Genomic DNA, 26,363 nt, shown 5'->3' with positions numbered 1-26,363 from the left:
GGGAAGTCGCCGCACTGCGGCAGCCGGGATGTGCCGCTTAGTCGATCTCACCGGTCAGGTCGAACTCGGCCAGTGTCTGCCCGGCCAGCTCGCGCAAAGCGGTCTTGGTGTTTTTCGCGCCCGGTTGATAGGCCTCGATGGTGATGGCGATCTTGTCGCCGATCCGCCAGGACTGCAGCATCATTTGACCACCGGTCCGCTCGAGCAGTTGCCGCGTTAAGTTTTGCCCGCTCACCCGGATGAGATGCAGCCTGTTGAGGGCCGCTTCGATGACGGCGTATTCGGCCTCGTTGCTGGCCAGGGCCAACACCAAGAAGCCGAGGTCGCCGAGATTCGAGCAGAACACCGGGTGATCCGGGTCGGCGCCCATCGCATTGCCAATTCGTCTCAATATCCGCTTCGGCGTGAACGGGACCAGCCACAGCAGCTGCACCGACTCATCTGGTGTCTCCCGCAGCGTGTCCAGCGCCTGCTTGACCGCGGCGCGGACGTCGCCGAGATCCGTTGTCACCGGGGTCGGGTCGACGCTGAAGCGGGCAAACGATACCGCGATCGCACGTGTATCGCCCTCGGTGCGGGCGCTCATAGGGAGTTGCAAGGTGACGGCACCATCACCGGCACGTCGACGTCCCATGCGCTCGCCGAGTTTTGCTCCGAATCCTGCGAGTAGCGTCCTACCAGTTCCGCCCAGAGTCTTTGCGCGCGCATCCCATTCGTCCGCGTCGATATGCAAGGTGACGACCGGCACGACAACGCCTTCATCGGCCCCGCCTCCGCTGACGGCGACGGGTCGCGATTCCGTTGCCGGGGTACTGTCCGGCCGACGGCGACGGGCCAGTTTTGCTGCGACGGCAAGCGCGCGGCCGACTTCGCGCGCGTCCCGCCCGGCTTCGCGGACGTCCTGTGCGATGGCGCGCAGTGGGGTGCGCGAATGTGGCTGCGGGTAGCCAAGTTCGAGCTGTTTGTCTATTAACGCATCAGCGATCACGAGGGCGAGCCCGAAGCCGTCGATGAGGTAGTGCGAAACCACCAAGCTGACCGCGGTCGAGCCGTCGGTAAGCGGGAGGACGCCGATATGCCAGCCGGGACCCGATTCCGAATCGGTGGGCATCTGCGAGCGTTCGTCGGCCCAGTCGCTGAGTTCGGCACGTGGCCGGGGACGCTCGGCCACGTCGACGTCCGATGGAACATGGTTGGTCACCCACCGATATCGCCCGAACGATGAACGCTCGATGCGCCGCCCCAGCAGCCCGCGACCCAGATTTCGGTTGAACCGCCTCACCCCATCGATGTCGATAGCGTGCTCGTAAATGAACACGACCTGGATGACCAGGTTCCGGCCGTTGGCGGTGTGTTCTGCGAACACGGCGTGGTCCGCGAACGCGAGCCGATTGTCCGGCAGCGCATCACGTTTCGAGGCGCGGCGTGTTCTGGATGCTCGAAGGGGGCGTATCCGGGCTGGCACCGCCCGAACCTTACCTTGCCGGCTCATGTCTATCGGCTCTTTGGCGCTGCCCATGGAGTCGCGCCGCCCCGGAAGCATGCCACGCCACTGCAGCAAAACTTTGATAAGCCGAGCCGCAGTTCACCTCGAAAACATAATTTGCCGGCCACGCAGATCCCGGCATCGCCCCGTGATCAGCGTGACCACCGACGTATTCACGCTGCAACGCTCGGTGAGCGCCGCGCTGGGGCAGACGTCACTGCGCTGGCAGTGCGGCGCTCGCCGTTCGGCGCGGCGCACCCAGCCCAATCCGTCGAATATCGCGCGTGTAGCAACCGTCGCTCCGCGTCGGCGCCTTGAAACAGCCCGAAGTGTAGGCATTTTGCTCACGCTCCACGCCAATTCTTCGATCTCGGCGTGTCTAGTGAGTTTTGAGTTTGGCACCACGCGAATCGGGTTATGATCCGAAACAGGGCAGCCTCCGGGGGGTCGCCACTTTCATTCGGAGAATCGTCGACACACGAAAGGTCAAAATCCGAAATGAAGTTCGTGCTGGCAAGCTATGGAACTCGTGGCGACGTCGAGCCCTGCGCTGCCATCGGCCAAGAGCTGCAACGCAGAGGCCACGACGTGCACATGGCTGTCGCTCCCGACCTGGTCGACTTCGTCAAGTCGGTTGGACTAAGCGTGGAGGCGTGCGGACCGGATGCCCGGACGTGGCAGGATTTGCACCGCGACTTCTTGACGCATTTGTTCCGAAACCCCTGGAAGATCAAGGATTTGGTCCGCTTGGGGCGAGAAGATTGGAAGTTGCTGAATCAGTGTCTGGACGAGACCAGGACGACGCTGACGTCACTCGCCGACGGGGCCGACGTAATACTGACCCTGGTGATCGGCGAGCAGCCCGCTGCTAGCGTCGCGGACTACTACGACATTCCGCTCGCCACCCTGCATACCTATCCGATAAGGCCTAATGGCCAGGCGCTCAGGTTTCTTCCGGCTCCCCTCATGCGTTCTTTTCTGACGACGATCGAATGGCTCGATTGGCTTGTAGCGAAGAGGGTCGAGGACGCGCAGCGCCGCGAACTCGGCTTAGCCAAGACTACGCGTCCATTGCCGCACCGAATCAGAAAACGCAAATCGCTTGAAATTCAAGCGTACGATGCAGCTTGCTTTCCGGGGCTCGCAGCCGAATGGGCGAAATGGGATGGCCAACGGCCTTTCGTGGGTGCACTGACGATGACGTTGCCGACCGATGCCGATGCCGAGGTTGCTTCGTGGATCGCCGACGGAACGCCGCCGATCTTCTTTGGATTCGGCAGCACGCTTGTCAAGTCTCCCGCCGAGACGATCCTGATGATCGGCGCGGCTTGCGCTCAGTTGGGGGAGCGGGCACTGATTTGCGCCGCCGAGACTGACTTCAGCGACGTTCCCCCGTTGGACCATGTCAAGGTTGTGGGCACGATGAATTACGCCGCCGTGTTTCCCTCCTGCCGCGCGGTCGTCCACCACGGTGGCGCGGGCACCACGGCCGCAGGGCTCCGCGCCGGAGTCCCCCAGTTGGTCGTTTCAACTTGGCTCGATCAGGCGCTTTGGGGCGTGCAGGTCAAACGACTGAAGGTGGGGACGGCGCGGCGCTTTTCTACCACCAAGGAAGCGCTGGTCGAGGACCTACGTACCATCCTCGAACCGCAATACGTGGCCCGTGCCCGAGAGATAGCCACCCGTATGAACACACCCGCCGAAAGCATCGCGGCCGCAGCCGACCGCTTGGAAGAGTTCGCTCGCCAGAAGCGGTCAAGCCTGATCGGCGATGGGAGACCGTCAAGGCAGTAGGTGGCGTTAGACCATCCGTGGGACCGAGTCCGATGGCGTAGCCGAGCATTTTTCGCCGCGGTAGACCGGTACCAGGCCTACAAATCCCCAGTGTCCATGGCTTTCTTGACCTCTTGGGCCTGCGCGATCTGCTGCGCGGTGTAACCGATGAACAAGGCCGCCACTCCGACGAGGACGGACACCCCGGCCAGCCACAGCAGCCCGTAGGTGTAACCCTGATCCAGCGCATGCAGTTGCGCGGGGCTCATAGACTTCGCCGGCCCGTTCGTGCCGCCCAGAGACACCGTGCGCGACGTGGCGACGGCTTGGATGATGGACAGGACGACCGGGCCGCCGAGGCTGAACAGTACAAGCGAGATCGCGGACGTGGGACCAATCCGGTCTGGTCCGACGCTGGCGATCACTGACAGTTCGACGGGGACGCTGGCTACGCCCAGGCCGATACCGCCCACCACGAGCGGCGCCACCAGACTCGGGAAGTACTGGATTCCGTAGTGGAGCGTCGAGCAGTACAGCATCGCACCCAATACCAGTAAGCCGCCGGCGAGCACCAGCAACCGCGGTGGGAATCGCGCCACCAGCCGCGACGACACGACGACGCCGGTTCCCACCGCGAGGACGAACGGGATGAACGCGACGCTCGCGCGCAGGGCGCTGAAGCCCATGATGTTCTGCACGAAGAGGGTGACCATCACGCTCAGGGTTAACAGCACGCCACCGGAGAGGAAGACGGTGGCGAAGGTCGCTACCCGGCTGCGGTCGAAGAACAAGTCAAACGGAACGATGGGGTTCTCCGCGTTGCGCTCGACAATGATGAACGCCACAAAAGCGCCCAATGCCACCGCACCAAAACCAACCGCCGGGCCTGACAGCCAACCCTTCTCCGGCGCCATCGAGACGGCGACCACCGCGGAGATACAGGTCACCGTAGCCAATACAGCCCCGGCGACGTCCAGCTTCATACGCTGCCGCTCGGTTTCCCGCAGAGCGGTGCGAGCGAGGTAGATCGCCAACAGCCCGATCGGCGCGTTCACCAGGAAAACGAGCCGCCAAGACAGCCCGGTGAGTGCCCCGCCAACCACCAGGCTCATCACGGAGCTGAGGCTGGCCATCGCGCCGAACACCGCCACCGCGGCGTTTCGTGCCGGTCCCTTCGGGAACGTGGTCGCCGCCAGCGCGATGCTGGTCGGCGCGAGAACCGCGCCGGCCACGCCCTGCAGCAACCGGGCACCAACGAGGGTGGTTCCGTCATGGGCGAAGCCGCACACCGCTGAGGCGATGCTGAACAGAGTCACCCCTCCGATGAAGGTGCGTTTGAGCCCGATGGTGTCCCCCAGGCGACCACCCACCAGTAGCAGGCCGCCGTAAGTCAGCACATAGCCATTGATGACCCAGCTCCGCCCGGCATCCGACAAACCCAGTTCATTCTGGATCTTCGCAAGACCGACGATCGCGATGCTGCCGTCCATCTGGGCCATCAGCTGCACTGCGCCGAGGGAGACGATCGCGGCGAGGAATCGGCGAGATAGCAGGCGAGTCGGCGAGTCGCTGATCGTACGGCCTAGCGTGGTGGATTCGATGGGGATGGGGTCGCTCATTCGGCCCGTTCTGTCGTCGTGTGGGGTGCCAGCCCTTCATCGTTAGAGCCGTCACAGGCGCACGCTACAGCATTAGAGAATCGCCAACCGCAAAACGGCCGTAGCCACTGCTAGACGCCCACTTGCGCCATTGAATAAAGCCCTTCGCGGCCCTGGTTCCAATCGCTGATCCTCGCTCCAGCATAGGCAGTGCGCGCACCGGGCACACCGGCCTGGCACTCTCGCCTGCCGCAGGTCTTCTGACCCGGTCCCACCGCTCGCGTTGGCGGCGAAGGCGCGACCTCGGCCGCACCGGTGTGCGCGACGCTAGTCTGTGCGGCCGGCGAGTTCGTCGTTACGTCGGGTCTCTGTTTACCCAAAGTGCTTGTCCTGCAATGCGATAAGTCGACTCCGCGCGATATCAGAGTGACACAGCGCGTATAGCTGATAGGTGACGCAGCGATTTCACGCGATGTGTCCGCCGCTGGCGGCGGCGTCAACTCACAACGCCCGAAGCGTCATCCGCCAGCCATTGCGCGGTCGGCCAGCGCCCCTATCACCGGTGCCAAAACCCGCGGGTATTCGGCCGTCAGGTGATCCTCATCAAAGTAGACCAAGGTGTTACCTACGATGGCCGGGCAGCGGTCGGCGGTACAGAACAGATCCGTGAGGTCGGCGTATTGTGCGCCGCCGGCTTTGGTCGCTGCGGATTCAGCGGTAATACCAGAGCTGTTCACCGCCGTGGATTTCGGTGACGAGCAGGCCGTCGCATTGTTGAGGTTTCCGGACAGGCATATCCGCGGCACGATTTTTGGATCCGGAATCGGCCCGAGCACCAGTACCTTGGCGCCGAAGCCGCGGAGCTGCTGCACCAGGTGGGTCAAACTGTCGAGCCACGCTGGATCGTATGCGGTAAAGCCCGGCAGGTAGCCGCCGCCTGGGCCGTACCCGCGCCATACGCTTAGTAGCACCAATCGTGGGCGCTCCGCGCGTAATCGGCCGATCACTTGATCCCGCCACTGATCGCATTTGGTCAGCGTGCGACGCAGGGGGTTGGTGACAGGCAAGTCCATCAAAGGGCAGGCCGCTTTGTTGAGTATCTCCAGGCGCCAGTGCCGCTGCGCGGCGACTTGCTGGACCGACGGAGCCCACATCGCGGCGTTCGAATCACCGACCAGCGCGACAGTCGTCGCGGAGGCGGTATCTCCCATCACGCATTCCGGCTGTCCCGCTTGGAAAAACGTGCGCATGCAGCCGTTGAGGAACAGGGGCTCAAGTTCGGCTGCCACATCGGCAAGTGGCGGGTCCAGGTTCGACGGTACGGCTCGCAACTCGACAGAGGCTGCGACGGCGGCCTGGACTTGTGCGAATGCGCGCTGCACTGCCGCGTCGTATGCCGTGATGTCGGGTCCCGTGGGTCGAGGCGTCGCCGTCACGGTCAGTGCCGAAGCTGGCGCACCGCGCCCGACCGGGGTCGGCACCACTGCTGGTAACGCCACACACACGCAGGCCGCCACCGCGGTGGCGGCACCGCCGAGTGCGAGACTGCGCAGTGAAGATCGACGTAAGAGCGGCGCGAATCGGAGCGGGTTTTCGATCAGATGAAGCGTGAGCACCGCCAGGCCGGCCGATAGCAGGACCGCCGCAGATCTGCTTGCCAAGCCGAGCGGATGGCCCAGCAAGGCGGGCGCGAACACCAGCACCGGCCAGTGCCACAGATACCACGAGTACGAGACCCGGCCGACCGCGCGCATCCGAGGCAATTCCAGCAAGCGACCGCATCCCCGAGGAGGGCCGGCACAGCCGGCGCCGATCACCAACGCCGTACCGATCGCTGGTAATAGCGCCGCGGTCCCCGGGTAGACAGTGGTCGGGCTCAATGCCAGGTAAGCCGCGACGATGAGGGCCAGTCCTGACCATCCCGCGATGGCCGCGGGCAATGCCTGAAGCCGGCCCAATCGACCTGCCGCAAGTGCCACCAGGCCGCCGAGACCCAGTTGCCAGGCCCGTGTGGGCAGCGAATAGAAGGCTACGCAAGGCACGACGTAACTGACCACCACCGACAGCGCAAACGAAGCGGCGGCAATCAGCGCAAGGACTACCAGGTAGGGCCGTCGCGACGGCTCGGGGCCGACCGTGCCACGGCGACCCACACGCCGGATGAGCCAAGCCGTGCCGATGATCACGGCCGGCCACACCAAGTAGAACTGCTCCTCTACGCCTAAGGACCAGTAATGCTGAAAAGGCGATGCCGGCAGCTTCGCATCAAAGTAGTTGCGAAATTGCAGGGCGAAGCGGTAATTGCCGACATACAGCGCGCTCCAAAGGCCGTCATCAAGGACGTCCGGGACCCGCAACGGGGGAAGTAGAAGCACCGAGCCAATAGCGGTGACGATGCCCACCAGAGCAGACGCTGGTAGAAGCCGGCGGGCCCTCGCACCGTAGAACCGGCGCAGCCCGATGGTGCCCGTGGTGCTGACCTCGCGCCATAGCAGCCCGGTGATCAGGAAGCCGGAGATCACAAAGAAGACGTCCACGCCCACGTAACCACCGCCCACACCGGGCACATCGGCGTGAAAGAGGACGACGCCGATCACCGCGACGGCGCGCAGTCCCTCGATGTCCGCGCGAAAACCGGTCTGTGGTGCGCGGCGACCCTGTGCCCCTTCGACAGGGCTATCGCCGCGGGTCTTGAGCAAGATCACCACCTGGGCACGAGGACACGTTCTTTGACTGGCGCATTGTTGCACACGACTCCAACGGCTGCGCCGCGTCTCGCGGGTGGCCCAAGGAGCCTTCACCGTCCGCGCCCACACCGGTGTACGGCGAAAGGCCGGTGGCGGTTCTCATCGTGAGCCGCTACGGCACGGCAGGAGCCGGCGTGATCGGCGGCCCCGCCGGTACATCGTGTTGCTGCCCGATCCATTCCAGAAGTGAATGGAGACCATCCTCGAGCGCCCACCTCGGGCGCCAGCCCAGCGAATGTTCGGCCGGATGGATGTTGCAACTCGCGGCGCGCACGTCACCATCCCGAAACTTTGACACGACCGTTGGTTCCGGAGCGCCGCAGATGGCGGCAATCTTGCGGGCAAGCTCATGGATGGTGGTCGCCACACCCGACCCGATATCGAGGCAGCGTGCACGGGTCGAGGGAGTCTGAACCGCTGCATATATCGCGTCGACGACATCGTCGATGAAAACGAAATCGCGTACGATGCGACCGTCTTCATACACCTCTAACACATTCTTTTCCCGCGCCAACCGCGCGAACAGAGCGACGATTCCGGTGTATGCATTGGTCAGCGACTGGCCTGGCCCGTAGACGTTCTGCAAGCGCAGCACACTGAGATTGGTGTCATGCGCGGCCGTCCAGGCCGCCAACATGTGCTCCTGCGCGAGCTTGGTTGCAGCGTAGATGTTGGTCGGGCGGGGCTCGGTTTGGCCCGCGCAGCTCGCAAGCGGCGCCGCAGGTTGACCGTTGGGGCCCTTGGGATCCCAGATACCGGCCCGCAGCTGCGCGTGGCTGCGCGGCTGCGGATAGAAGGTTTGTGTGCCGCATTGCCACGCTCCTTCGCCGTAGACGGCCCGCGACGATGCCAAGACGAGTTGGTCGGGCACGAGTGCCGAACGGCTCAGCGCATCAAGGAGCTGGGTGGTTCCTACTACGTTCACCGAACCGTGGCGTGTCGCATGGGACAGTGACTGTCCCGTTCCCGTCTCGGCCGCCAAATGGACGACTTGAGAAGGGCGGAACAACCGAAGCACAGCGTCCCAATCGGGAGCATGCGTCACATCACCGGTGAACATGCGCACGGACTGGGGCAGGTCGATCGCGCGGCCTTCACCGTGCACCTGCGGATGCAGCACGTCCATGACGGCGACGTCGTAGCCGGATGTGACCAGACGGCGCGCGAGCGCGGACCCGATAAAGCCTGCCCCACCAGTGATGAGCACAGATTGTGACAAGAGCCGAAGCCTCCGGTTCGCCTGCGGAGAGGTTATGTCCGGCACGCGATGCGGGCACGCGTGCGGTCGGAGTCGATCATATCCGGCTCATTTTCGATTGGCGGCCGCACGCCGCCTGCAGCTGGGCATCGACGTCACGCCTGGATGAATGCTGGGTACCACAAACAGAGAACCGCCGGAGTGGGCTGTCCGCCACGGTCCGGTGAGGGTGGATTGAGGAAACTTCGTGAATTCGGAGCCATTGGCGTGCGATTTTCACCCTTTCGAGCTAATTCTGGGGATAAGCTGCCGACGGCGGGTTGGCAACCTGCGCAGCCGCTTTCATTTGACGGATGCGCAAGATTGGCGAAAGGCGAAGATCCGCGATGAAATTTGTGCTGGCAGGTTATGGAACTCGCGGGGATATCGAGCCGTGCGTCGCTGTCGGCCGTGAGCTGCTGCGGCGGGGGCACGAGGTGCGCATGGCCGCGTCTCCTGACCAGGTTGGTTTCGCTGAGGCGGCTGGGCTGGTGGCCGTCCCGTACGGGCTGGAAAACAAGGCGATGTTGGAGGCGCACCGCAATCTCTGGAAGGATCTGTCCGACAATTTTTGGAGAATTCGGAATCGCGTCAGCGTTTGGCGTGAGGCTTGGGAGCCGAGCGTCCAATGGTGGGGTCAGATGAACACGACACTGATGGACTTGGCGGAGGGCGCGGATCTACTATTCACCGGTTTGGCGTACCAGGAGATCGCCGCGGACGTAACGGAATATCACAACATTCCGTTGGCAACGCTGGACCACCTCCCGTTGCGGCCCAACGGTAAACTCCTGCCACTCCTGCCGGGCCCGTTGGGCCGCACCGCAATCACGGCTGGAGAGTGGCTGCTTTGGGGTCTTTGGAAGAAGGTCCAAGACGCACAACGCCGGGACATGGGTCTGCCCAAGGCTAAGCGGCCTGCGCCGCAGCGAATCACTCTACGTGGATCACTGGAGATCCAGGCATACGACGACGTGTGCTTTCCGGGGCTCGCATCGGAATGGGCGAATCGGACCGCCCAGCGCCCCTTCGTTGGCGCGCTGACGATGGAATTGCCGACAGAGACCGATGACGAGGTCCTGTCATGGGTCGCCGCCGGTAGACCACCGATTTACTTCGGCTTCGGCAGCATGCCGGTCGAATCCCCCATTGACACCCTTACCCTGATCAGCAGGGCGTGCGCCGAATTGGGCGAACGAGCGTTGGTCTGCTCCGGGTGGAGTGACTACCCTGACGTTCCAGATCTCGAGCACGTCAAGGTGGTCAGTGCGGTGAACCACGCCGCCGTCCTTCCGGCGTGCCGCGCGGTCGTTCACCACGGCGGCGCGGGCACCACCGCCGCGGGACTGCGCGCAGGGGTTCCCACCCTGATCCTCTGGATGCTGGGCGATCAACCGGTTTGGGGAACTGTGGTCAAGCGGCTGAAAGTCGGAACCGCCCGGCGGTTTTCGAGTGCCACACGGGAGTCGTTGGTTGCGGACCTGCGCACCATCCTCGCTCCGGAATACGTCGCCCGGGCCCGTGAGGTCGCCACCCAAATGACCAAACCCGGCGAAAGCGTTGCGGCCGCTGCCGATCTCTTAGAAGAGTTCGCGCGCTTACAACGTGTCGCCTGATCGACCCGGCGGTCGTTGGGTACTCGCGTCGGCGTCGAAAAGTCGCCAACCACAATGAATTAGTCGCGCTGCAACGCGCCGCGTGTGGGTGGGCTCGAGGGCCGCCCGCACCGCAATCAGGACGCGATGGAATGCGCGAAATGCGCCTGGTTCACGTGCGCGGCAACGCGCAAGGCGTTGGCCGCGACCGTCAGGCTGGGATTCATACCGGTACTGGACGGGAAGAACGAGCTATCCGCCACGTACAGGTTCTCCACCTCATGCGCACGGTTTTGCGGGTCCAGCACACTGGTTTTCGGGTCGGTCCCAAACCGGCACGTGCCGCAGACATGAGCAATGGCCGCATTGCTTTTAGGGCTTCCGAGGGTGATGTTGCGAAACGGTTTCAGCACGTGTTTTACCTGGCGTAAGAACACTTCGCGGCGCTGAATCTCATTGGCATGCAAGCGATATTGAAGTCGAAGTCGTTGGCGGCCGTCCGTGCTTGGCTGATCGTATGGAAGTACGCGGTTGTCCAGATAGGGCAGATCTTCCATGATCGCCACGAGCACCAGCCCGCCGCTGAAGTATCGCTCGTAGAGCGGACGCGCCACGGGGCTAATCGCACGCAGGGCCTTGTGCCCCCAGCCGGGATGGTTGGTCAGCGCCGCCACGGGCGGCATCGCCCCACCGGACTGCACGGTGCCGAATTTTTGCCCTTCCCAGAAATAAAAATCGTTAAGCCCGATCTGCTTGTTTTCGGCCGTGATTTTGCAACCGCGTTGCGGCCAGACCTCGATGTGGTCAGCCACGTGACGCATCAAGTTGCGTCCTACCCAATCTGAGCCGTTGGCTAATCCGCGCGGCCAATCGCCGGATCGGGAATTGAGCAACAGGACAGGGGTGATCAGCGCGCCGGCGGCGAGCACCACTACCTTGGCCTTCAGTGCCAACCTCCCGGAGGGGTGTTCGCAGATCACCTGGCGGACCTGGGTGGCGTCAGCGTCCAGACCGACGACCCGACATTCCGTCAGCAGCTGCGCGCCATGCTCGGCGAGGGCTGGCTGCAGGCAGTTGCGGGCGGCGTCGTTTTTGCACGATTGGTGGCATAGGTAGCTCTGGCAGGTGGTACAGCCGTCGGTGTAATCACAGGCCATCGGGAGGTGGTAGGGGTGCAATCCCTGCCCAGCCAGATGGTCGACCAGCGGCTGGTTCACTTCCGAAAACGGCGGCGCAGCAGGCAGATTGGCATCAGCTGCCTCAGGCCTTAGGGGATCGGACTGGCCACGCACGCCAAACAGCTTTTCCGCTGCCGCATACCACGGCCGCATTTCGTCATAACTGATCGGCCAAGCCTCCGGCACCGTGGAATCACCGGGGTCGCGAAAGTCTTGCCGGGGAGTGAAATCGCGAGCAAAAAATCGCTCGCACACCATGCCATACAGCGCCGAGGACCCGCCGGTCCCACTGCCTATCCCGGCCAAAAAACGCCGCGCGGAGCGGCCGGTAACGTCTTCGATCTCATCGGTGGAGCGCCCGGCCCGGGCCAGTGCGTCGTAGTAGGATGCAGCGGAACGGCTCGCCTGCGGCTCGGCCACTTCGGGCATCGAAGCGCGAATCGTGCCCGGCGCCCCCGGCAGGGTCGAGCGTCCCTTCTCGACGAACAGCACCCTGCGCCCGGCCTTGGCAAGCGAATAACCCAGCACCCCACCGCCCATGCCCGTGCCGACGACAATCACGTCCCACATAGTGCGTTCCGCTTCGTGCGGATCCACTTCGCCGTGAGCCAACATCCAGCTCCTTATGTTGGGCGCAAAAGTTCGCCGAGTCTGAGCGGCACGACGATAGCACCGCCGCCGCAGGAAGGGTGCGGTTTTCTGCCTAGCGGCGGGAAGATGCCGCCTGCGTGGGCTTTTCAGCAACGCCTGCCGCAGTCAAATCGGCGGTGTACGGCGGTGAGCGCGCATATCCTCAAAGGACACGCGGTCCGATGTGTCGTGGCCGCTACCCGCGAGGAAACAACAAGTACGTATGAAACGAGACGAACAGGTATGCGCACAAGCGAACTGACGTACGACGCCATTGTCGTCGGCTCCGGCGCCTCTGGATCGTGGGCTGCCAAGGAGCTGACCGAAGGTGGCCTGAACGTCGTGCTACTAGAGGCCGGCCGGAACCTGGACATCGACGGCGACTTTCCCGCCGATGCGGAGCTACGGGCGATGGGGATTGCAGGGCGCGTCCGTTCGGCGGCCCGGGGACAACACGTGCAGATTCGGTGCTCGTCATTCGCCGAGACGACAAAGCGGTTTTACGTCAGCGACAGGGAAAACCCCTACACCACGCCGGGCAAGGACAAGTTCCTTTGGTTCAGGGGCCGGCAACTGGGCGGCCGCCTGCACACTTGGTGGAGACATACGCCTCGGATGTCGGATTACGAGTTCAAAGCCGCAAGCGTCCGTGGGGATGGCGTCGATTGGCCGTTGTCATACGAAGACTTGGCGCCCTACTACGACATCGTCGAGAGGACGCTCGGCGTCTACGGAAAAGCCGAAGGTATCCCCAATTGTCCGGACGGAGAGTTCATCGGGCCGGCGAAGACGACCAAGATGGAAGCGGCTTTCCTCAACAATGTCGAGAAAAGGCTTCCGAACGTCCGGGTGACGTACGCCAGGAAGACCAAGTACGACAACCATAGGATTCCGCTTGCCGTCAGGCTCGCTCTGGCAACTGGACGGCTCGAGATTCGGACCGATTCCGTCGTGAGCAGATTGGTGATCGATCCGCGATCGGGCAAGGCGACGGGCGTTGAGTACATCGATCGTTCGACCAAGAAGGCGCAGACAGTTGAGGCAAAGGTCGTGGTGCTTTGCGCGTCGGCGATCGAAAGCGTGCGGATCATGTTGAACTCGAGATCCGCGCAACACCCGTCGGGCGTGGGCGGATCGTCGGGCCATCTGGGCCGCTACCTGTGCGACCACGTCTCATACACGCAGGTTGGTGCAGTCTCCAAAGAGGATGTCGAGATTGGTCTCAACGAGGACGGATTCGATTTCGGTGGAACGGGCCTCTACATTCCCAGCTTCTGCGAAAAGGACTCATCGAAGGACTTCCCGGGCGGATACGGCATCCAGGTCGCGATTGGCCGCGATACGCCGGTCTGGGTTATGAGCGCGCATGGCGAAATGCAGCCCCGGTACGAGAATTTCGTTTCGCTCGACCCGAAAGTCAGAGATGCGTGGGGGATCCCGGTAGCCAGAATCGAGTGCAAGCATTCGGCAAGTGATGTCAACATGGTCGCGCACATGAAGCGGACCCTTCCCGACATTGCGGCGGCCGGCGGACTGCAAGCGGCCAACAACCTCGACGCCGCGCGGTGGAACATCCCCTACCGACTGCTCCGCTCCCTGATCCTCACGGACTCTGGCGCGTTGTGGCCTGGGGGAGCCATTCACGAGACCGGCGGCGCGTGCATGGGCGAGACACCGGAGAGCTCGGTGGTCAACTCGTTCTGCCAGTGCTGGGATGTTGACAACGTGTTTGTCACCGACGGTGCGTGTTTCGTCTCGCCCGGATATCAGAATCCCACGCTGACGATGATGGCCCTCACTGTTCGAGCGTGTCGATTCATCGTTGGTGGCTACGCGAACGGTGTGAACTGATGGAGTATGGGAAGGTTGCGGGGATCGATAAGCCGGTCTCTCGGATCGTCTTCGGCACCGATCGGTTGCGGGGCCGGGGGCTGCCGTTGTTGCCGCCCAGCCGAGCCCTTGAACAGCAAGCCTTTTCACTTTTGGATCGGTCATTCGAGCTGGGGTACAACACATTCGACACGGCGCGCATCTATTGGGACAGCGAACGCACGCTGGGGGCATGGATGCGGCAACACCGGAATCGCGACGAGGTTGTGGTCATCAGCAAGGGATGTCATCCCCACCTCTTACTCAAAACTCCGCGGCTCTCTGCGTCCGACGTGACGCACGACCTCCACGCGTCACTCAAGGCGCTCGGCACGGATTTCATCGACCTGTACCTGCTTCACTACGACCACCCCACGGCATCAGTGGAACCCATCATGGAGCGGCTCAGCCGTCACATGGACGAAGGGAAGATCAGCGCGATCGGTGCGTCGAACTGGTCCCACGAGCGAATCACCCAGGCCAACACGTACGCCACCGCCGCGGGATCGATGCCATTCAGCGCCTCAAGCGTTCAGTTCAGCCTGGCCGAATGGGCGAAAGCCCCATGGCCCGGCGCCGTCACACTTGGAGGGGAAACCCAGCGTGCGGCGAGGGACTGGTATTCGACGCACGGGCTGTCCGTGTTCTCGTGGTCCAGCCTCGCCCGCGGATTCTTTTCCAACCATTACGACCCGAAGAATCCAGGCCGCAACCGCATGAGCCGGTGGTGTGCAACGTACTTCGGCACCCAAGAGAACATCGAAAGGCTCGATCGCGCAAAAACCTTCGCGCGCGAGCATGATGTCACCGTCGCGCAGGTTGCGCTCGCATACGTCCTGTGCCACCCGCTTCATGTGTTCGCGGTGGTCGGCTGCACGACGCTGGAGAAGTTCGACGACAACGCGGCCGCACTCTCGCTGAAGCTGGATGAAGCGACGCTGCACTGGCTGAATACAGGTCAGGCTCTGCGGTGACTTTTCGGAGCCCCGCTACACTCAGCAGGGCGTCCGGTGTTGTAGCACGCCTGACCAGAACGTCTGGATTTCAGTCGTCAGCGTGGGTACTGACGTAGGTTGCCGGGCGATTGGGCTCGCACGATGGCTGCGCCTGCTCCTTCCCGCAGGACGCGGCAGGATAAGTGAAAGGCGTGGATTCGCAGTGAAATTCGTGCTAGCGAGCTTCGGCACTCGTGGCGATATCGAGCCGTGTGCCGCCCTCGGCCGCGAGCTGCTGCGCCGGGGGCACGACGTGCGCATCGCCGTCCCGCCTGACCTGGTCGGCTTCGCCGAGTCGGTGGGGCTTCCAGCAGTCGCATACGGGCCGGATTCGCAGGCGATGCTGACCGTCTACCGCGACTTCTGGATGTCTTTGTTCCGGAACTTCTGGAGGATCCGTGAGCTTCGCCGGTTGTGGAGAGAACTCTCGGAGCCCGTTAGCCGGTGCTGGGGGGAGCTGAACACAACCCTGACGTCTTTGGTGGCAGAGGGAGCCGACTTACTGTTCACGGGCTTGGCTTTCGAGCGGCCCGCCGCCAACGTCGCGGAGCGCTACGACCTGCCGTTTGCGGCACTGCACTACGTCCCGGTGCGTGCCAATGGCCAGCTCCTGCGGTTCCTTCCCGCGCCGTTGGCACGCTTCGCGATGAATGTGCTCGAGTGGGTGGATTGGTTGATCGAAAAGCGGGTCGAGGACCAACAGCGCCGTGAGCTCGGTTTACCCAAGGCAAGGAAACCCGCGCCGCGAAGGATCGCCGAACGCGGATCCCTGGAAATCCAAGCCTACGACGAGGTTTGCTTTCCAGGGCTGGCAGCTGAATGGGCGAAATGGAATGGCCGACGGCCCATTGTCGGCGCGCTGACGATGGAGTCGCCGACCACGGCAGACGCAGAGGTCGCCTCGTGGATTGCTGCGGGAACACCGCCCATCTTCTTCGGCTTTGGCAGTATGCCGGTCGAATCCCCGGCCGACACGCTTGCCATGATCAGCGCGGCGTGTGCGGAGTTAGGCGAGCGTGCCTTGGTGTGCGCCGGCTGGAGTGACTTCAGCGACGTCTCGCATTCCGAGCATGTCAAGGTGGTAGGAGCAGTCAGTTTCACGGCGATATTTCCGGCTTGCCGCGCGATTGTCCACCACGGTGGCGCAGGCACCACGGCCGTCGGACTGCGCGCCGGCGTTCCAACTTTGATCCTGTCGATGGACCCCACTCAGACGCTCCTGGGAGCTCAAATCAAACGACTGAAGGTGGGGTCCGCCCGTCGTTTTTCAACCGTTACCCGAGAATCGTTGGTCGCGGACTTACGCACCATCCTCGCCCCGCAATACGTCGCTCGGGCTCGTGAAATATCGACTCGAATGACGAAACCTGATGCCAGCGTTGGGGCGGCCGCCGATCTTCTGGAAGAATTCGCTCGCGCTCGAAGGGTCGGCTGATCGGTGCAGTCGAGCGGCCGAAAGTGTGTCGATCGGCGACCTCATCGCTCCCAAAACCGAATGTTTGAGGTCATTGCCCCTATGCCCGAAGGGGATGCATTTTTAATGCTCGAGAATTTTTCTCGGGTGACCATTTCCGCCGCCAGCCGTGCGCCACACCGGATGCCGACGCGAGCCACCGCCATATCGGCACGAGCGCAAAGAGCTCGTCATCACGCCGGGCAACGGACGACGCACAAAGACATGGCCTAATGGTCGGGCACGCAAATGGTTGCTGGCCGAGATTGCAATGACGACGGACAAGCCGGTCGGCGCTAGTCGACCAAAATCAGCGATGTGGTGGTGGCACTGCTTCAAACGGGCGAATCACGTCGCTACGACGTCTCAAAATGGACCCCCTGATGGGCGGGGGATGACAAGCGGCGTGGATTGTAATGCTCGCTTGCCGAACATTCGTAGTCTGGGGGATTCTTGCCCGACCAACACACCATTGAGCAAACTCAACAGCCGCGAATCGCCGGGGCGAAGTTGGCCTGCGAAAGCCGGTCCCGCACACCGCCACCCGGGCTGTGGCGATCGTCACGTAGGCCCAACCATCAAGTTTGTCGAAACTACGGACAGGCCCCGACGCCTCCGGTACCGTTTGGAGCAGTGTTACACACGTCGACTAGAGGGGTATGAGGAATCGGTGAGCGTCAATCCGTTGGACGACGAAAGTGCCAGCTTTGTCGTCTTGGTTAACGACGAGGAGCAGCACAGCCTGTGGCCGACCTTCTCTGACGTTCCAGCCGGCTGGCGGGTCGTGTACGGCGAAGCCGACCGCGCCGCGTGCCTGGACTACATCGACCAGAACTGGATTGACATACGGCCGAAGAGTCTGCGCGAAAGGCTGACGGCGGCCCGCGCATCTGACCAGTAGATCGTGTGTTTCGGGGGAGTGGTATGAGACTTCATGACCGTTCACTTCCGCTAACGCGGGGGCAACTGGATATATGGCTCGCAGAAGAAACAGGACAGTTTGCTGCCAGGTGGCAGCTTGGCGTATTCATGCGGATTGCGGGCCCTATCGACGCTGACTTGTTCGAATCCGCGATCCGCCAGGTTGTGCGGGAAGCCGAACCGCTGCGAGCCGTCTTTTCCGAGGTCGATGGCCAGATTATTCAAAGTGTGGTCGAGGATCCACATGTCGAACTTGCTCGCTATGATTTGACAGAATCCCGGGATTCCGAGCAGGACGCCTATCGGCTGGCGTCCTCGATTCAGCGAACGGCGATGCCGCTTAGTGGCCCGCTATTCAAATTCGCTTTGTTGCAGACACGGACGGATGAATTTTATTTCTTCGCGTGCTGTCATCACATTGTGACCGACGGAATCGGTCTCGCACTAGTTCTCCATCGGGTAGCCACCACCTATAGTGCTTTGGCTTGTGGTGAGTCGATTCCTGATACTTACTTCGGCTCATTGCACGATCTGATCGACTGTGAGCTGGAATATGAATCTTCCAGCGATTATCTCGATGACCAGGAGTATTGGGCTAAAAATCTGCCCCCGCAGAGTGAACCGCGCTATCAGGCATCGGACGCTGCGAACGACGGCGACGAATCGTCTGCGCCCGTGCAGCTGGACTCGAACGCCGTCGCCGGCATCGACACGCTGGCGAAGACGTTGGGGATGCGTCGGTCGTCGGTGATTACTGCGGCGTGTGCGCTGCTGGTCGGTGGGGGCGATATCGAGAATTCGGAGATCGTGTTCGATTTCCCGGTGAGCAGGCGGGTGCGGCCGGAGTCCAAGCTGGTGCCCGGGATGATCTCTGGGGTGGTGCCGCTGGTGTTGAAGGCGTCACCGGGGTCGACGGTGGCCGGTTTTTGTGAACACGTCGACAGGCGGATTCGAGAAGCGTTGCAGCATCAGCGGTTCCCGGTGCACGCGTTGGAGAATGCGGGGCATTTCCGGGGTCCCGGGCAGGCGTCGAATCGGGTGGCGGTCAACTTCATCCCGACTACGCATCTGGCAGATCTTGCCGGCTCTGCGGTGACGGCGACGTTGACTCATGACGGGTTGGGGGATCAGTTCCGGCTGGTCTTTTTCCGGGACGAGGATCAGCTGTTTTTGTCCACGCCGGGTGCGGGGCAGTTGCTGCCCGATTGCGATCTCGGGGAGTTGGCCACGCGGCTAGAACGGGTGTTGGTGGCGATGGCTGCCGATCCGGTGCGGCGGTTGTCGTCGATGGGTCTGCTTGATGGGGCCGAGCAGGCGCGGCTCGATGAGCTGGGTAATCGGTCGGTGTTGGCCGCGGCGGTGGGGTCCTCGGCGTCGGTTCCGGAGTTGTTCGCCGCTCAGGTGGCTCGCGCTCCCGAGGCGGTGGCGCTGGTGTGTGGGCAGCGCCGGTGGACTTATCGCGAGCTTGATGAGGCCGCCAACCGGTTGGGGCATCATCTGGCCGGTCGGGGTGTGGGGCCTGGGCAGTGTGTGGCGTTGTTGTTTGCCCGTTCGGCTGAGGCGATTGTGTCGATCTTGGCGGTGTTGAAGACCGGGGCGGCGTATTTGCCGATGGATCCGGCGTTGCCGACGGCGCGGTTGGAGTTCATGCTTGCCGATGCCGCGCCGATCGTGGCGGTCACGACCCAGGATTTGGTGGAGCGCCTCGATGGCTGTGATCTGCCGGTCATCGATGTCGGTGCCGCCGAGATCCAGGCGTGTGCGTGCACGGGGCTGCCGGCGCCTGCGCCCGACAACATCGCCTACATCATCTACACCTCGGGCACCACCGGCATCCCCAAAGGCGTAGCCGTCACGCAACGCAACGTGACCCAGTTGCTTGAGGTGCTGCATGCGGGCCTGCCGCCCGGACCAGGGAGGGTGTGGTCTCAATGGCACTCCTTCACCTTCGACGTCTCGGTGTGGGAGATTTTCGGCGCGCTGCTGCACGGTGGGCGGCTGGTGGTGGTGCCCGAGCTGGTGGCGCGCTCACCCGAGGACTTCCATGATTTACTGGTCGCCGAAAAGGTCAGCGTCTTATGCCAAACTCCTTCTGCCCTTGGGATGTTGGCGCAAGAGGGATTAGATTCGACGGCAGTGGTGGTGGCGGGCGAGGCCTGCCCGGCCGAAGTGGTGGATCGGTGGGCGCCCGGAAGAGTGATGATCAACGCCTACGGCCCGACCGAGGCCACGGTGTACGCGGCGATGACTGGCCCGCTGACGTCGGGGTCAGATGAGGTGCCGATCGGTTCGCCGGTGTCTGGTGCGGCGTTGTTTGTCTTGGATGGGTGGTTGCGGCCGGTGCCGATGGGTGTGGTCGGTGAGTTGTATGTGGCGGGCCGAGGCGTCGGATGCGGGTATGTGCGTCGGCCCGAGTTGACGGCGTCGCGGTTTGTGGCGTGCCCGTTCGGTGGTACCGGGGCGCGGATGTATCGCACCGGGGATGTGGTGTGTTGGGGTGCTGATGGGCAGTTGCAGTACTTCGGGCGTGCTGATGAGCAGGTCAAGATTCGTGGGTATCGCATCGAGTTGGGTGAGGTGCGGGCGGCGTTGGCCGCGCTGGATGGGGTGCGCCAGGCGGTGGTGATCGCGCGTGAGGATCGTCCGGGTGATAAGCGTCTGGTGGGGTATGTGACCGGGACGGTGGATCCGGGTGCGGCGCGGGCGGGGTTGGCTGAGCGGTTGCCGGAGTACATGGTTCCCGCGGCGGTGATCGTGCTCGAGGGGTTGCCGTTGACGGTCAACGGCAAGTTGGACAAGCGGGCGTTGCCGGCGCCGGAGTATCAGGACGCCGAGGGTTATCGGGCTCCGGCCACGGTGACCGAGGAGATCCTTGCCGGGATCTATGCCCAGGTCCTTGGCCTCGAACGCGTCGGCGTCGACGAATCCTTCTTCGAACTCGGCGGCGATAGCATTCTGTCGATGCAGGTGGTCGCGCGGGCTCGCAAAGCCGGGGTGCGGTGCCGACCCCGCGACGTTTTCGTCGAGCAGACCGTCGCACGGCTGGCCTCGGTAGCCGGCGTCATCGACCGCGATGGCGAGGTTGACGACGAGGGTCTCGGACCGGTGGTGGCCACCCCGATCATGCGCTGGCTGCGAGGCGTGGATGGCGCGGTTGACCAGTTCAACCAGACTCTGGTGATGCAGGCACCCCCGCGGGTTAGCGAACCGGACGTGGTAGCGGTCCTGCAGGCGTTGCTGGATCGGCATCCCGTACTGCGCCTGCGTGCCGAGGACGACGGCGCCGGCGGCTGGTCGCTGCAAGTGCCCGAGGCGGGGGCCGTCGATGCCGGCGGCTGCCTGCAGTCAGTGGACGTGCTGTCCGAGGAAGCGCTGGTAAAGGCGCGGTCGCGGTTGAACCCGGCCGCCGGCGTGATGCTCAGCGCTGTGTGGGTGGCGTCCACGGGGCAGTTGGCGTTGGTCATTCACCATTTGGCCGTCGACGGGGTGTCCTGGCGGATATTGCTCGAGGACATCAACATCGCCTGGGCCCAACGCCACAGCGGGAAGCCGGTGGCGTTGCCGCCGGGCGGAACATCGTTCGCCCGGTGGTCGTCCCTGCTGGCCGAGTATGCGCGCGAAGCTGCAGTCTTGAACGAGGCCGAGACGTGGCGGAAGGCATTGTTGACACCGGCTGTGCTGCCGGCAGTGCAACCGGCCGTAGACACGTTTGCCACGGCCGGCCGCCTGTCCACGCAGCTGGATGCCGAGACCACTCGCCTGCTTCTCGGCGAGGTGCCCGCGTCGTTCCACGCCGGAGTGCAGGAAATCCTGCTGATCGCATTTGGAGTGGCGCTGGCGGAATTCCTCGGCACTGGCGGCGCGCCCATCGGTATCGATGTCGAGGGCCACGGACGCAACGAAGAGCTGGCTAACGATATCGACCTGTCACGCACGGTGGGATGGTTCACCACCAAATACCCGGTCTCGTTGACCTTCGGCAGGCTCAGCTGGACCCAGGTGGGATCCGGTGACGCCGCGCTGGGGGCGGCGATCAAGACCGCCAAGGAACAGCTTCGGGACCTTCCGGACGGTATGACTTACGGGTTGCTGAGATATCTGAACACCGACGCTGACTTGGCGGGCTCCGATCCACAGATCGGGTTCAACTACCTGGGGCGGTTCGGTGGCCCGGACGCCCAGGCTCCTGGCGAGCTCTGGCAGATCAGCCAGGACGGCTTGTCGTTGACCGCGGCGGCCGCGGCTATTCCGATGGCGCTGATGCACACGCTAGAGCTCAACGCTGCCACGATCGACACCGAAACCGGCCCGCGCCTGCACGCCGACTGGACCTGGGCGCCCTCGGCACTGAATCAGGCGCAGGTTAGGCGGCTGAGCCGGCTGTGGTTCGACGCCCTCGCCGGTATCTGCACCCACGTGCGTCGCGGTGGTGGCGGGTTGACGCCCTCCGACATCGGGCTTACCGGCCTCAGTCAGCAGCAGATCGACGAGCTCCAGCGGCAATATGCGGATTGCTGACGTCCTGCCGCTGACTCCGCTGCAGCAGGGCCTACTCTTTCATGCCAGCGCGGGGCAGGGCGGCGACGATCTGTACGCGGTGCAGCTGGATATCACCGTGGCCGGCCCGCTCGACCCGGACCGATTGCGCGATGCGGTGCACACGGTGGTCAACCGCCATCCAAACCTGGCGGCTCGGTTCTCCGACAAGTTCGACCGGCCGGTGCAGATCATCCCTGCTGACCCGGAACTGCCCTGGCGGTATGTGCAGCTTGACGGCAGTCCCGACATCGACGAGCAAATCCGGCGGGTATGCGCCGCCGAACGTGCCGCTGTGTGCGATCTCGCTGATCAGTCACCCTTTCGGGTGGTGCTGATTCGCACCGGAACAGACCGGTACCGGGTCGTGCTGACGAACCACCACATCGTGCTTGATGGTTGGTCGCTGTCGATCCTGTTGGGGGAGATCTTCGCCAGCTACTCCGGTCAGCGGCTGCCCGCGGCGGTCCCATATCGCAGGTTTGTGACTTGGTTGGCGGATCGAGACGTTGACTCCGCCTATGGGGCGTGGCGTCAGGTGCTCGCCGATTTCGAGGCCCCGACGCTAGTTGGCGAGCCAGGTGGGTTGCGGCTGGGACGGCGAAGCGTGGCGTCGTTTCGAGTCCCAGAGGAAACCACGAATGCCCTCGGCGAGCTGGCGCGCTCAAGCCACACCACGATCAACGTCGTGCTGGAGGCCGCTTGGGCGCAGCTGCTGACCTCACTGACCGGCCACCACGATGTCGTCTTCGGCGTCACGGTCTCCGGCCGGCCACCCGAGGTACTCGGCGCGGACTCGATGATCGGGCTGTTGATCAACACGGTGCCGATGCGCGCGCGCATCTCGCCGGCAACAACCACGGTGGACCTGCTGGCGCAGCTGCAGACCATCCATAACGACACCGTTGAGCACCAGCACCTGGCGCTGAGCGAGATCCATCGCGCCACTGGCCATGACCAGCTATTCGACACCCTTTTCGCGTTCGAAAACTATCCGCTCGATACCGACGGGTTGCTGGGCGCCGACGGATTGGTCGTCACCGAGTTCACCAACCGCGAGTACAACCACTACCCGCTCGCGGTGCAGGTCGTGCCTGGCGCTGAGTTGGGTTTGCGCCTCGAGTTCGATACCGATGTGTTCGACGCATCCAGCGTCGAGACGTTGATCGATCGGTTGCAGCAGATTTTGGTCCGGATGGTTGCTGATCCGGGGCGGCGGTTGTCGTCGATGGATTTGTTGGATGAGGTCGAGCGTGTCCGGTTGGATGGGTGGTCCAACCGGGGGGTGTTGACCCAGGCGGCGGGCTTGGGGGTGTCGATCCCGGTGTTGTTTGCCGCGCAGGTGGCGCGGGCGCCGGAGGCGGTGGCGGTGAGTTTCGCCGGCCGGTCGATGACGTATGGCGAGCTTGATGAGGCGTCGAATCGGTTGGCGCACTTGTTGGTTGGCTTGGGTGTGGGTCCGGGCGAGCGGGTGGCGTTGCTGTTTTCCCGTTCGGTCGAGGCGGTTGTGTCGATTCTGGCGGTGTTGAAGACCGGGGCGGCGTATGTGCCGATTGATCCGGCCGTACCGTCGGCGCGGGTGCAGTTCGTGCTCGGTGATGCGGCGCCGGTGGTGGCGGTGTGTGCTGGGGAGTTAGCGGATCGGTTGGTTGAGTTTGACCTGGTTGTGGTCGAGTTCGATGATCCGCGCGTGACGGGGCAGCCGGGTACGGGGTTGCCGGCGCGCTCGGCTGATGACGTGGCGTATTTGATCTATACCTCGGGTACCACGGGTGTGCCTAAGGGTGTGGCGATTTCTCACCGCAATGTCACGGGGTTGTTGGAGGCTGCGGGCGAGCACCTGGAGTTGTCCGGGCAGGTGTGGTCGCAGTGGCATTCGTTGGCCTTTGACGTCTCGGTGTGGGAGATCTGGGGCGCGCTGCTGCATGGTGGGCGGCTGGTGGTGGTGCCGGAGTCGGTGGCGCGTTCGCCGGAGGATTTCCACGCGTTGCTGGTTGCCGAGCAGGTCAGTGTGTTGAGTCAGACGCCGTCAGCGTTTTATGCGCTGCAGGCTGTTGATGAGGTGCGCCCGGAGCAGGGACGGCGGCTTGAGTTGCAGGCCGTGGTGTTTGCCGGGGAGGCGTTGGAGCCGCAGCGTTTGGCGACCTGGGTCACCGATCATCCGGTGGTGCCGCGGTTGATCAATATGTATGGCACGACTGAGACGACGGTGCATGCGTCGTTCAGGGAGATTGTGCGCGCCGACGTGGCGGCCAAGGCCAGTCCGGTGGGGGTGCCGCTGGCGCATCTGGGCTTTTTTGTGTTGGACGGCTGGTTGCGGCCGGTGTCGGCGGGTGTTGCCGGTGAGTTGTATGTGGCCGGTTCTGGGGTGGGGTATGGCTATGTGGGCCGCGCGGGTTTGACGGCGTCGCGGTTTGTGGCGTGCCCGTTTGGTGGTACCGGGGCGCGGATGTATCGCACCGGGGATGTGGTGTGTTGGGGTGCTGATGGGCAGTTGCAGTACTTCGGGCGTGCTGATGAGCAGGTCAAGATTCGTGGGTATCGCATCGAGTTGGGTGAGGTGCGGGCGGCGTTGGCCGCGCTGGATGGGGTGCGCCAGGCGGTGGTGATCGCGCGTGAGGATCGTCCGGGTGATAAGCGTCTGGTGGGGTATGTGACCGGGACGGTGGATCCGGGTGCGGCGCGGGCGGGGTTGGCTGAGCGGTTGCCGGAGTACATGGTTCCCGCGGCGGTGATCGTGCTCGAGGGGTTGCCGTTGACGGTCAACGGCAAGTTGGACAAGCGGGCGTTGCCGGCGCCGGAGTATCAGGACGCCGAGGGTTATCGGGCTCCGGCCACGGTGACCGAGGAGATCCTTGCCGGGATCTATGCCCAGGTCCTTGGCCTCGAACGCGTCGGCGTCGACGAGTCGTTCTTCGAACTCGGCGGCGATTCACTCTCGGCGATGCGCGCCATCGCCGCGATCAACAAGTCATTCGATTCGGGCCTGTCGGTGCGCGCCTTGTTCGAGACGCCGACCGTGGCCCAGCTGGCGCCCCGCACCGGCGCCGACGGGGGCGGGCTGGAGCCGTTGGTGGTCGTTGAGCGGCCGGCGGTGGTTCCGCTGTCGTTTGCCCAGAGCCGGTTGTGGTTCCTCGATCAGTTGCAGGGGCCGTCCCCGATCTACAACATGGCGGTGGCATTGCGGCTCACCGGTCGGCTTGATACCGATGCTTTGGGGGCGGCGCTTGCCGATGTGGTCGGCCGTCATGAGAGCCTGCGGACCTCGTTCCCCGTGGTGGACGGGATACCCCAGCAGCAAGTGGTGCCGGCCGAGCGGGCCGACTTCGGCTGGCAGGTCGTGGATGCGGTCGGGTGGCCGGAGGACCGGCTGGAGGAGGCCACCGGCGCCGCGGCTCGCTACACGTTCGATCTGGCCACCGAGATTCCTTTGCGGGCAAGGCTTTTCCGTGTCGCCGAGGATAACCACGTGCTGGTGGCCGCGGTGCACCACATCGCCGCCGATGGGTGGTCGGTGGCCCCGCTGGTACGTGATCTTGGTGCGGCTTATGCCAGCAGGTGTGCCGGGCAGGCTCCGAGTTGGGCGCCGTTGCCGGTGCAGTACGTCGATTACACGTTGTGGCAGCGCGAGCAGTTCGGCGACCTTGACGACAGCGCCAGCCGCATCGCCGGACAGCTGGCGTATTGGGAGGAAACTCTGGCTGGGCTGCCAGAGCAGCTGCAGTTGCCCACTGATCGGCCCTATCCGCCGATTGCGAATTACCGCGGGGCCAGTGTCGTGGTGGACTGGCCGGCCGAATTGCAGCAGCGGGTCCGCGAGGTGGCCCGCAAGCACGATGCGACCAGCTTCATGGTAGTTCAGGCCGCTCTGGCGGTGTTGCTGTCGACGATTAGCGCCAATTCCGATGTGGCGGTGGGCTTTCCGATCGCTGGGCGGCGTGATACCGCGCTAGACGATCTGGTCGGGGCTTTCATCAACACGTTGGTGCTGCGGATAGATCTGGCCGGGGACCCCACGGTGGCCGAGTTGCTGGCTCAGGTGCGTCAGCGCAGTCTGGCGGCGTATGAGCATCAAGATGTGCCCTTTGAGGTGCTGGTCGAGCGGCTCAATCCCACCCGGAGCCGGGCCCACCATCCGCTGATCCAGGTGCTGTTGGCCTGGCAGAACAACCAATCCGCGGAGCTGGATCTCGGGGATTTGCAGCTCACCACGCTTCCAGTGGAGATCCGCACGGCCCGAATGGATTTGGCGTTCTCGCTGGCCGAGCGCTGGACTGATGCCGGCGATCCCGCCGGGATCGGCGGAGAGGTCGAATTCCGCACCGACATATTCGACCCGGCCACT

The 26,363-nt window shown here is 63.7% G+C and carries 11 protein-coding genes and 1 pseudogene; 7 read left to right on the top strand and 5 right to left on the bottom strand.

Going from position 1 to position 26,363, the window contains the following annotated elements:
• Nucleotides 1-37: 37 nt before the first annotated feature.
• On the bottom strand, nt 38-1,465 hold the full coding sequence (locus tag AC5Y7E_RS10325; protein WP_499948855.1) for a hypothetical protein: 1,428 nt from the start codon (nt 1,463-1,465) through the stop codon (nt 38-40).
• A gap of 519 nt (nt 1,466-1,984) precedes the next feature.
• On the opposite strand from AC5Y7E_RS10325, the gene AC5Y7E_RS10320 reads away from it, so the two are divergent.
• Complete coding sequence (locus AC5Y7E_RS10320) at nt 1,985-3,280, top strand: glycosyltransferase (RefSeq protein ID WP_499948854.1); 1,296 nt, start codon at nt 1,985-1,987, stop codon at nt 3,278-3,280.
• A 77-nt stretch (nt 3,281-3,357) separates the two neighbouring features.
• Here AC5Y7E_RS10320 and AC5Y7E_RS10315 read toward each other — a convergent pair whose 3' ends face one another.
• From AC5Y7E_RS10315 to AC5Y7E_RS10305, 3 genes are all read right to left on the bottom strand, one after another.
• Nucleotides 3,358-4,878 carry an MFS transporter gene (locus tag AC5Y7E_RS10315; protein ID WP_499948853.1) on the bottom strand — a complete coding sequence of 507 codons (1,521 nt, stop codon included), beginning with the start codon at nt 4,876-4,878 and terminating at the stop codon, nt 3,358-3,360.
• A 497-nt stretch (nt 4,879-5,375) separates the two neighbouring features.
• Nucleotides 5,376-7,562: an acyltransferase family protein gene (locus AC5Y7E_RS10310; protein ID WP_499949180.1), complete on the bottom strand. Its 2,187-nt coding sequence runs from the start codon at nt 7,560-7,562 to the stop codon at nt 5,376-5,378.
• A gap of 154 nt (nt 7,563-7,716) precedes the next feature.
• Nucleotides 7,717-8,811, bottom strand: coding sequence for an NAD-dependent epimerase/dehydratase family protein (locus AC5Y7E_RS10305; protein WP_499948852.1), 1,095 nt, complete (start codon nt 8,809-8,811; stop codon nt 7,717-7,719).
• 377 nt (nt 8,812-9,188) lie between these two features.
• On the opposite strand from AC5Y7E_RS10305, the gene AC5Y7E_RS10300 reads away from it, so the two are divergent.
• Entirely contained in the window at nt 9,189-10,457 is a 1,269-nt protein-coding gene (locus AC5Y7E_RS10300; RefSeq protein WP_499948851.1) for a glycosyltransferase, read from the top strand.
• A gap of 116 nt (nt 10,458-10,573) precedes the next feature.
• Here AC5Y7E_RS10300 and AC5Y7E_RS10295 read toward each other — a convergent pair whose 3' ends face one another.
• A complete protein-coding gene (locus AC5Y7E_RS10295) occupies nt 10,574-12,229 on the bottom strand; it encodes a GMC oxidoreductase (RefSeq protein ID WP_499919803.1) in 1,656 nt (551 codons plus the stop codon).
• A 258-nt stretch (nt 12,230-12,487) separates the two neighbouring features.
• Between AC5Y7E_RS10295 and AC5Y7E_RS10290 the strand changes: the two genes are divergently transcribed.
• The 5 genes and pseudogenes from AC5Y7E_RS10290 to AC5Y7E_RS10270 form a co-directional block, all read left to right on the top strand.
• Nucleotides 12,488-14,095, top strand: a complete 1,608-nt coding sequence (locus AC5Y7E_RS10290) for a GMC oxidoreductase (RefSeq protein ID WP_499948850.1) — start codon at nt 12,488-12,490, stop codon at nt 14,093-14,095.
• On the top strand, nt 14,095-15,087 hold the full coding sequence (locus AC5Y7E_RS10285) for an aldo/keto reductase (protein ID WP_499948848.1): 993 nt from the start codon (nt 14,095-14,097) through the stop codon (nt 15,085-15,087). The genes AC5Y7E_RS10290 and AC5Y7E_RS10285 overlap by 1 nt, the downstream gene beginning before the upstream one ends.
• 184 nt (nt 15,088-15,271) lie before the next feature.
• Complete coding sequence (locus tag AC5Y7E_RS10280) at nt 15,272-16,543, top strand: glycosyltransferase (RefSeq protein WP_499948847.1); 1,272 nt, start codon at nt 15,272-15,274, stop codon at nt 16,541-16,543.
• A gap of 688 nt (nt 16,544-17,231) precedes the next feature.
• Entirely contained in the window at nt 17,232-17,462 is a 231-nt protein-coding gene (locus AC5Y7E_RS10275; protein WP_499919807.1) for an MbtH family protein, read from the top strand.
• Nucleotides 17,463-17,485: 23 nt separating this feature from the next.
• Nucleotides 17,486-26,363 (top strand): annotated as a pseudogene (locus AC5Y7E_RS10270) (amino acid adenylation domain-containing protein); the annotation flags it as partial.

It is taken from the genome of Mycobacterium sp. NGS17, assembly GCF_059813205.1.
This window is presented reverse-complemented; position numbering and strand designations above follow the sequence as displayed.

Excerpts from the sequence above, each read along its gene's own strand:
- AC5Y7E_RS10320 (WP_499948854.1), top strand. The coding sequence starts at position 1,985 with ATGAAGTTCGTGCTGGCAAGCTATGGAACTCGTGGCGACGTCGAGCCC.
- AC5Y7E_RS10315 (WP_499948853.1), bottom strand. The coding sequence starts at position 4,878 with ATGAGCGACCCCATCCCCATCGAATCCACCACGCTAGGCCGTACGATC.
- AC5Y7E_RS10300 (WP_499948851.1), top strand. The coding sequence starts at position 9,189 with ATGAAATTTGTGCTGGCAGGTTATGGAACTCGCGGGGATATCGAGCCG.
- AC5Y7E_RS10295 (WP_499919803.1), bottom strand. The coding sequence starts at position 12,229 with ATGTTGGCTCACGGCGAAGTGGATCCGCACGAAGCGGAACGCACTATG.
- AC5Y7E_RS10290 (WP_499948850.1), top strand. The coding sequence starts at position 12,488 with ATGCGCACAAGCGAACTGACGTACGACGCCATTGTCGTCGGCTCCGGC.
- AC5Y7E_RS10285 (WP_499948848.1), top strand. The coding sequence starts at position 14,095 with ATGGAGTATGGGAAGGTTGCGGGGATCGATAAGCCGGTCTCTCGGATC.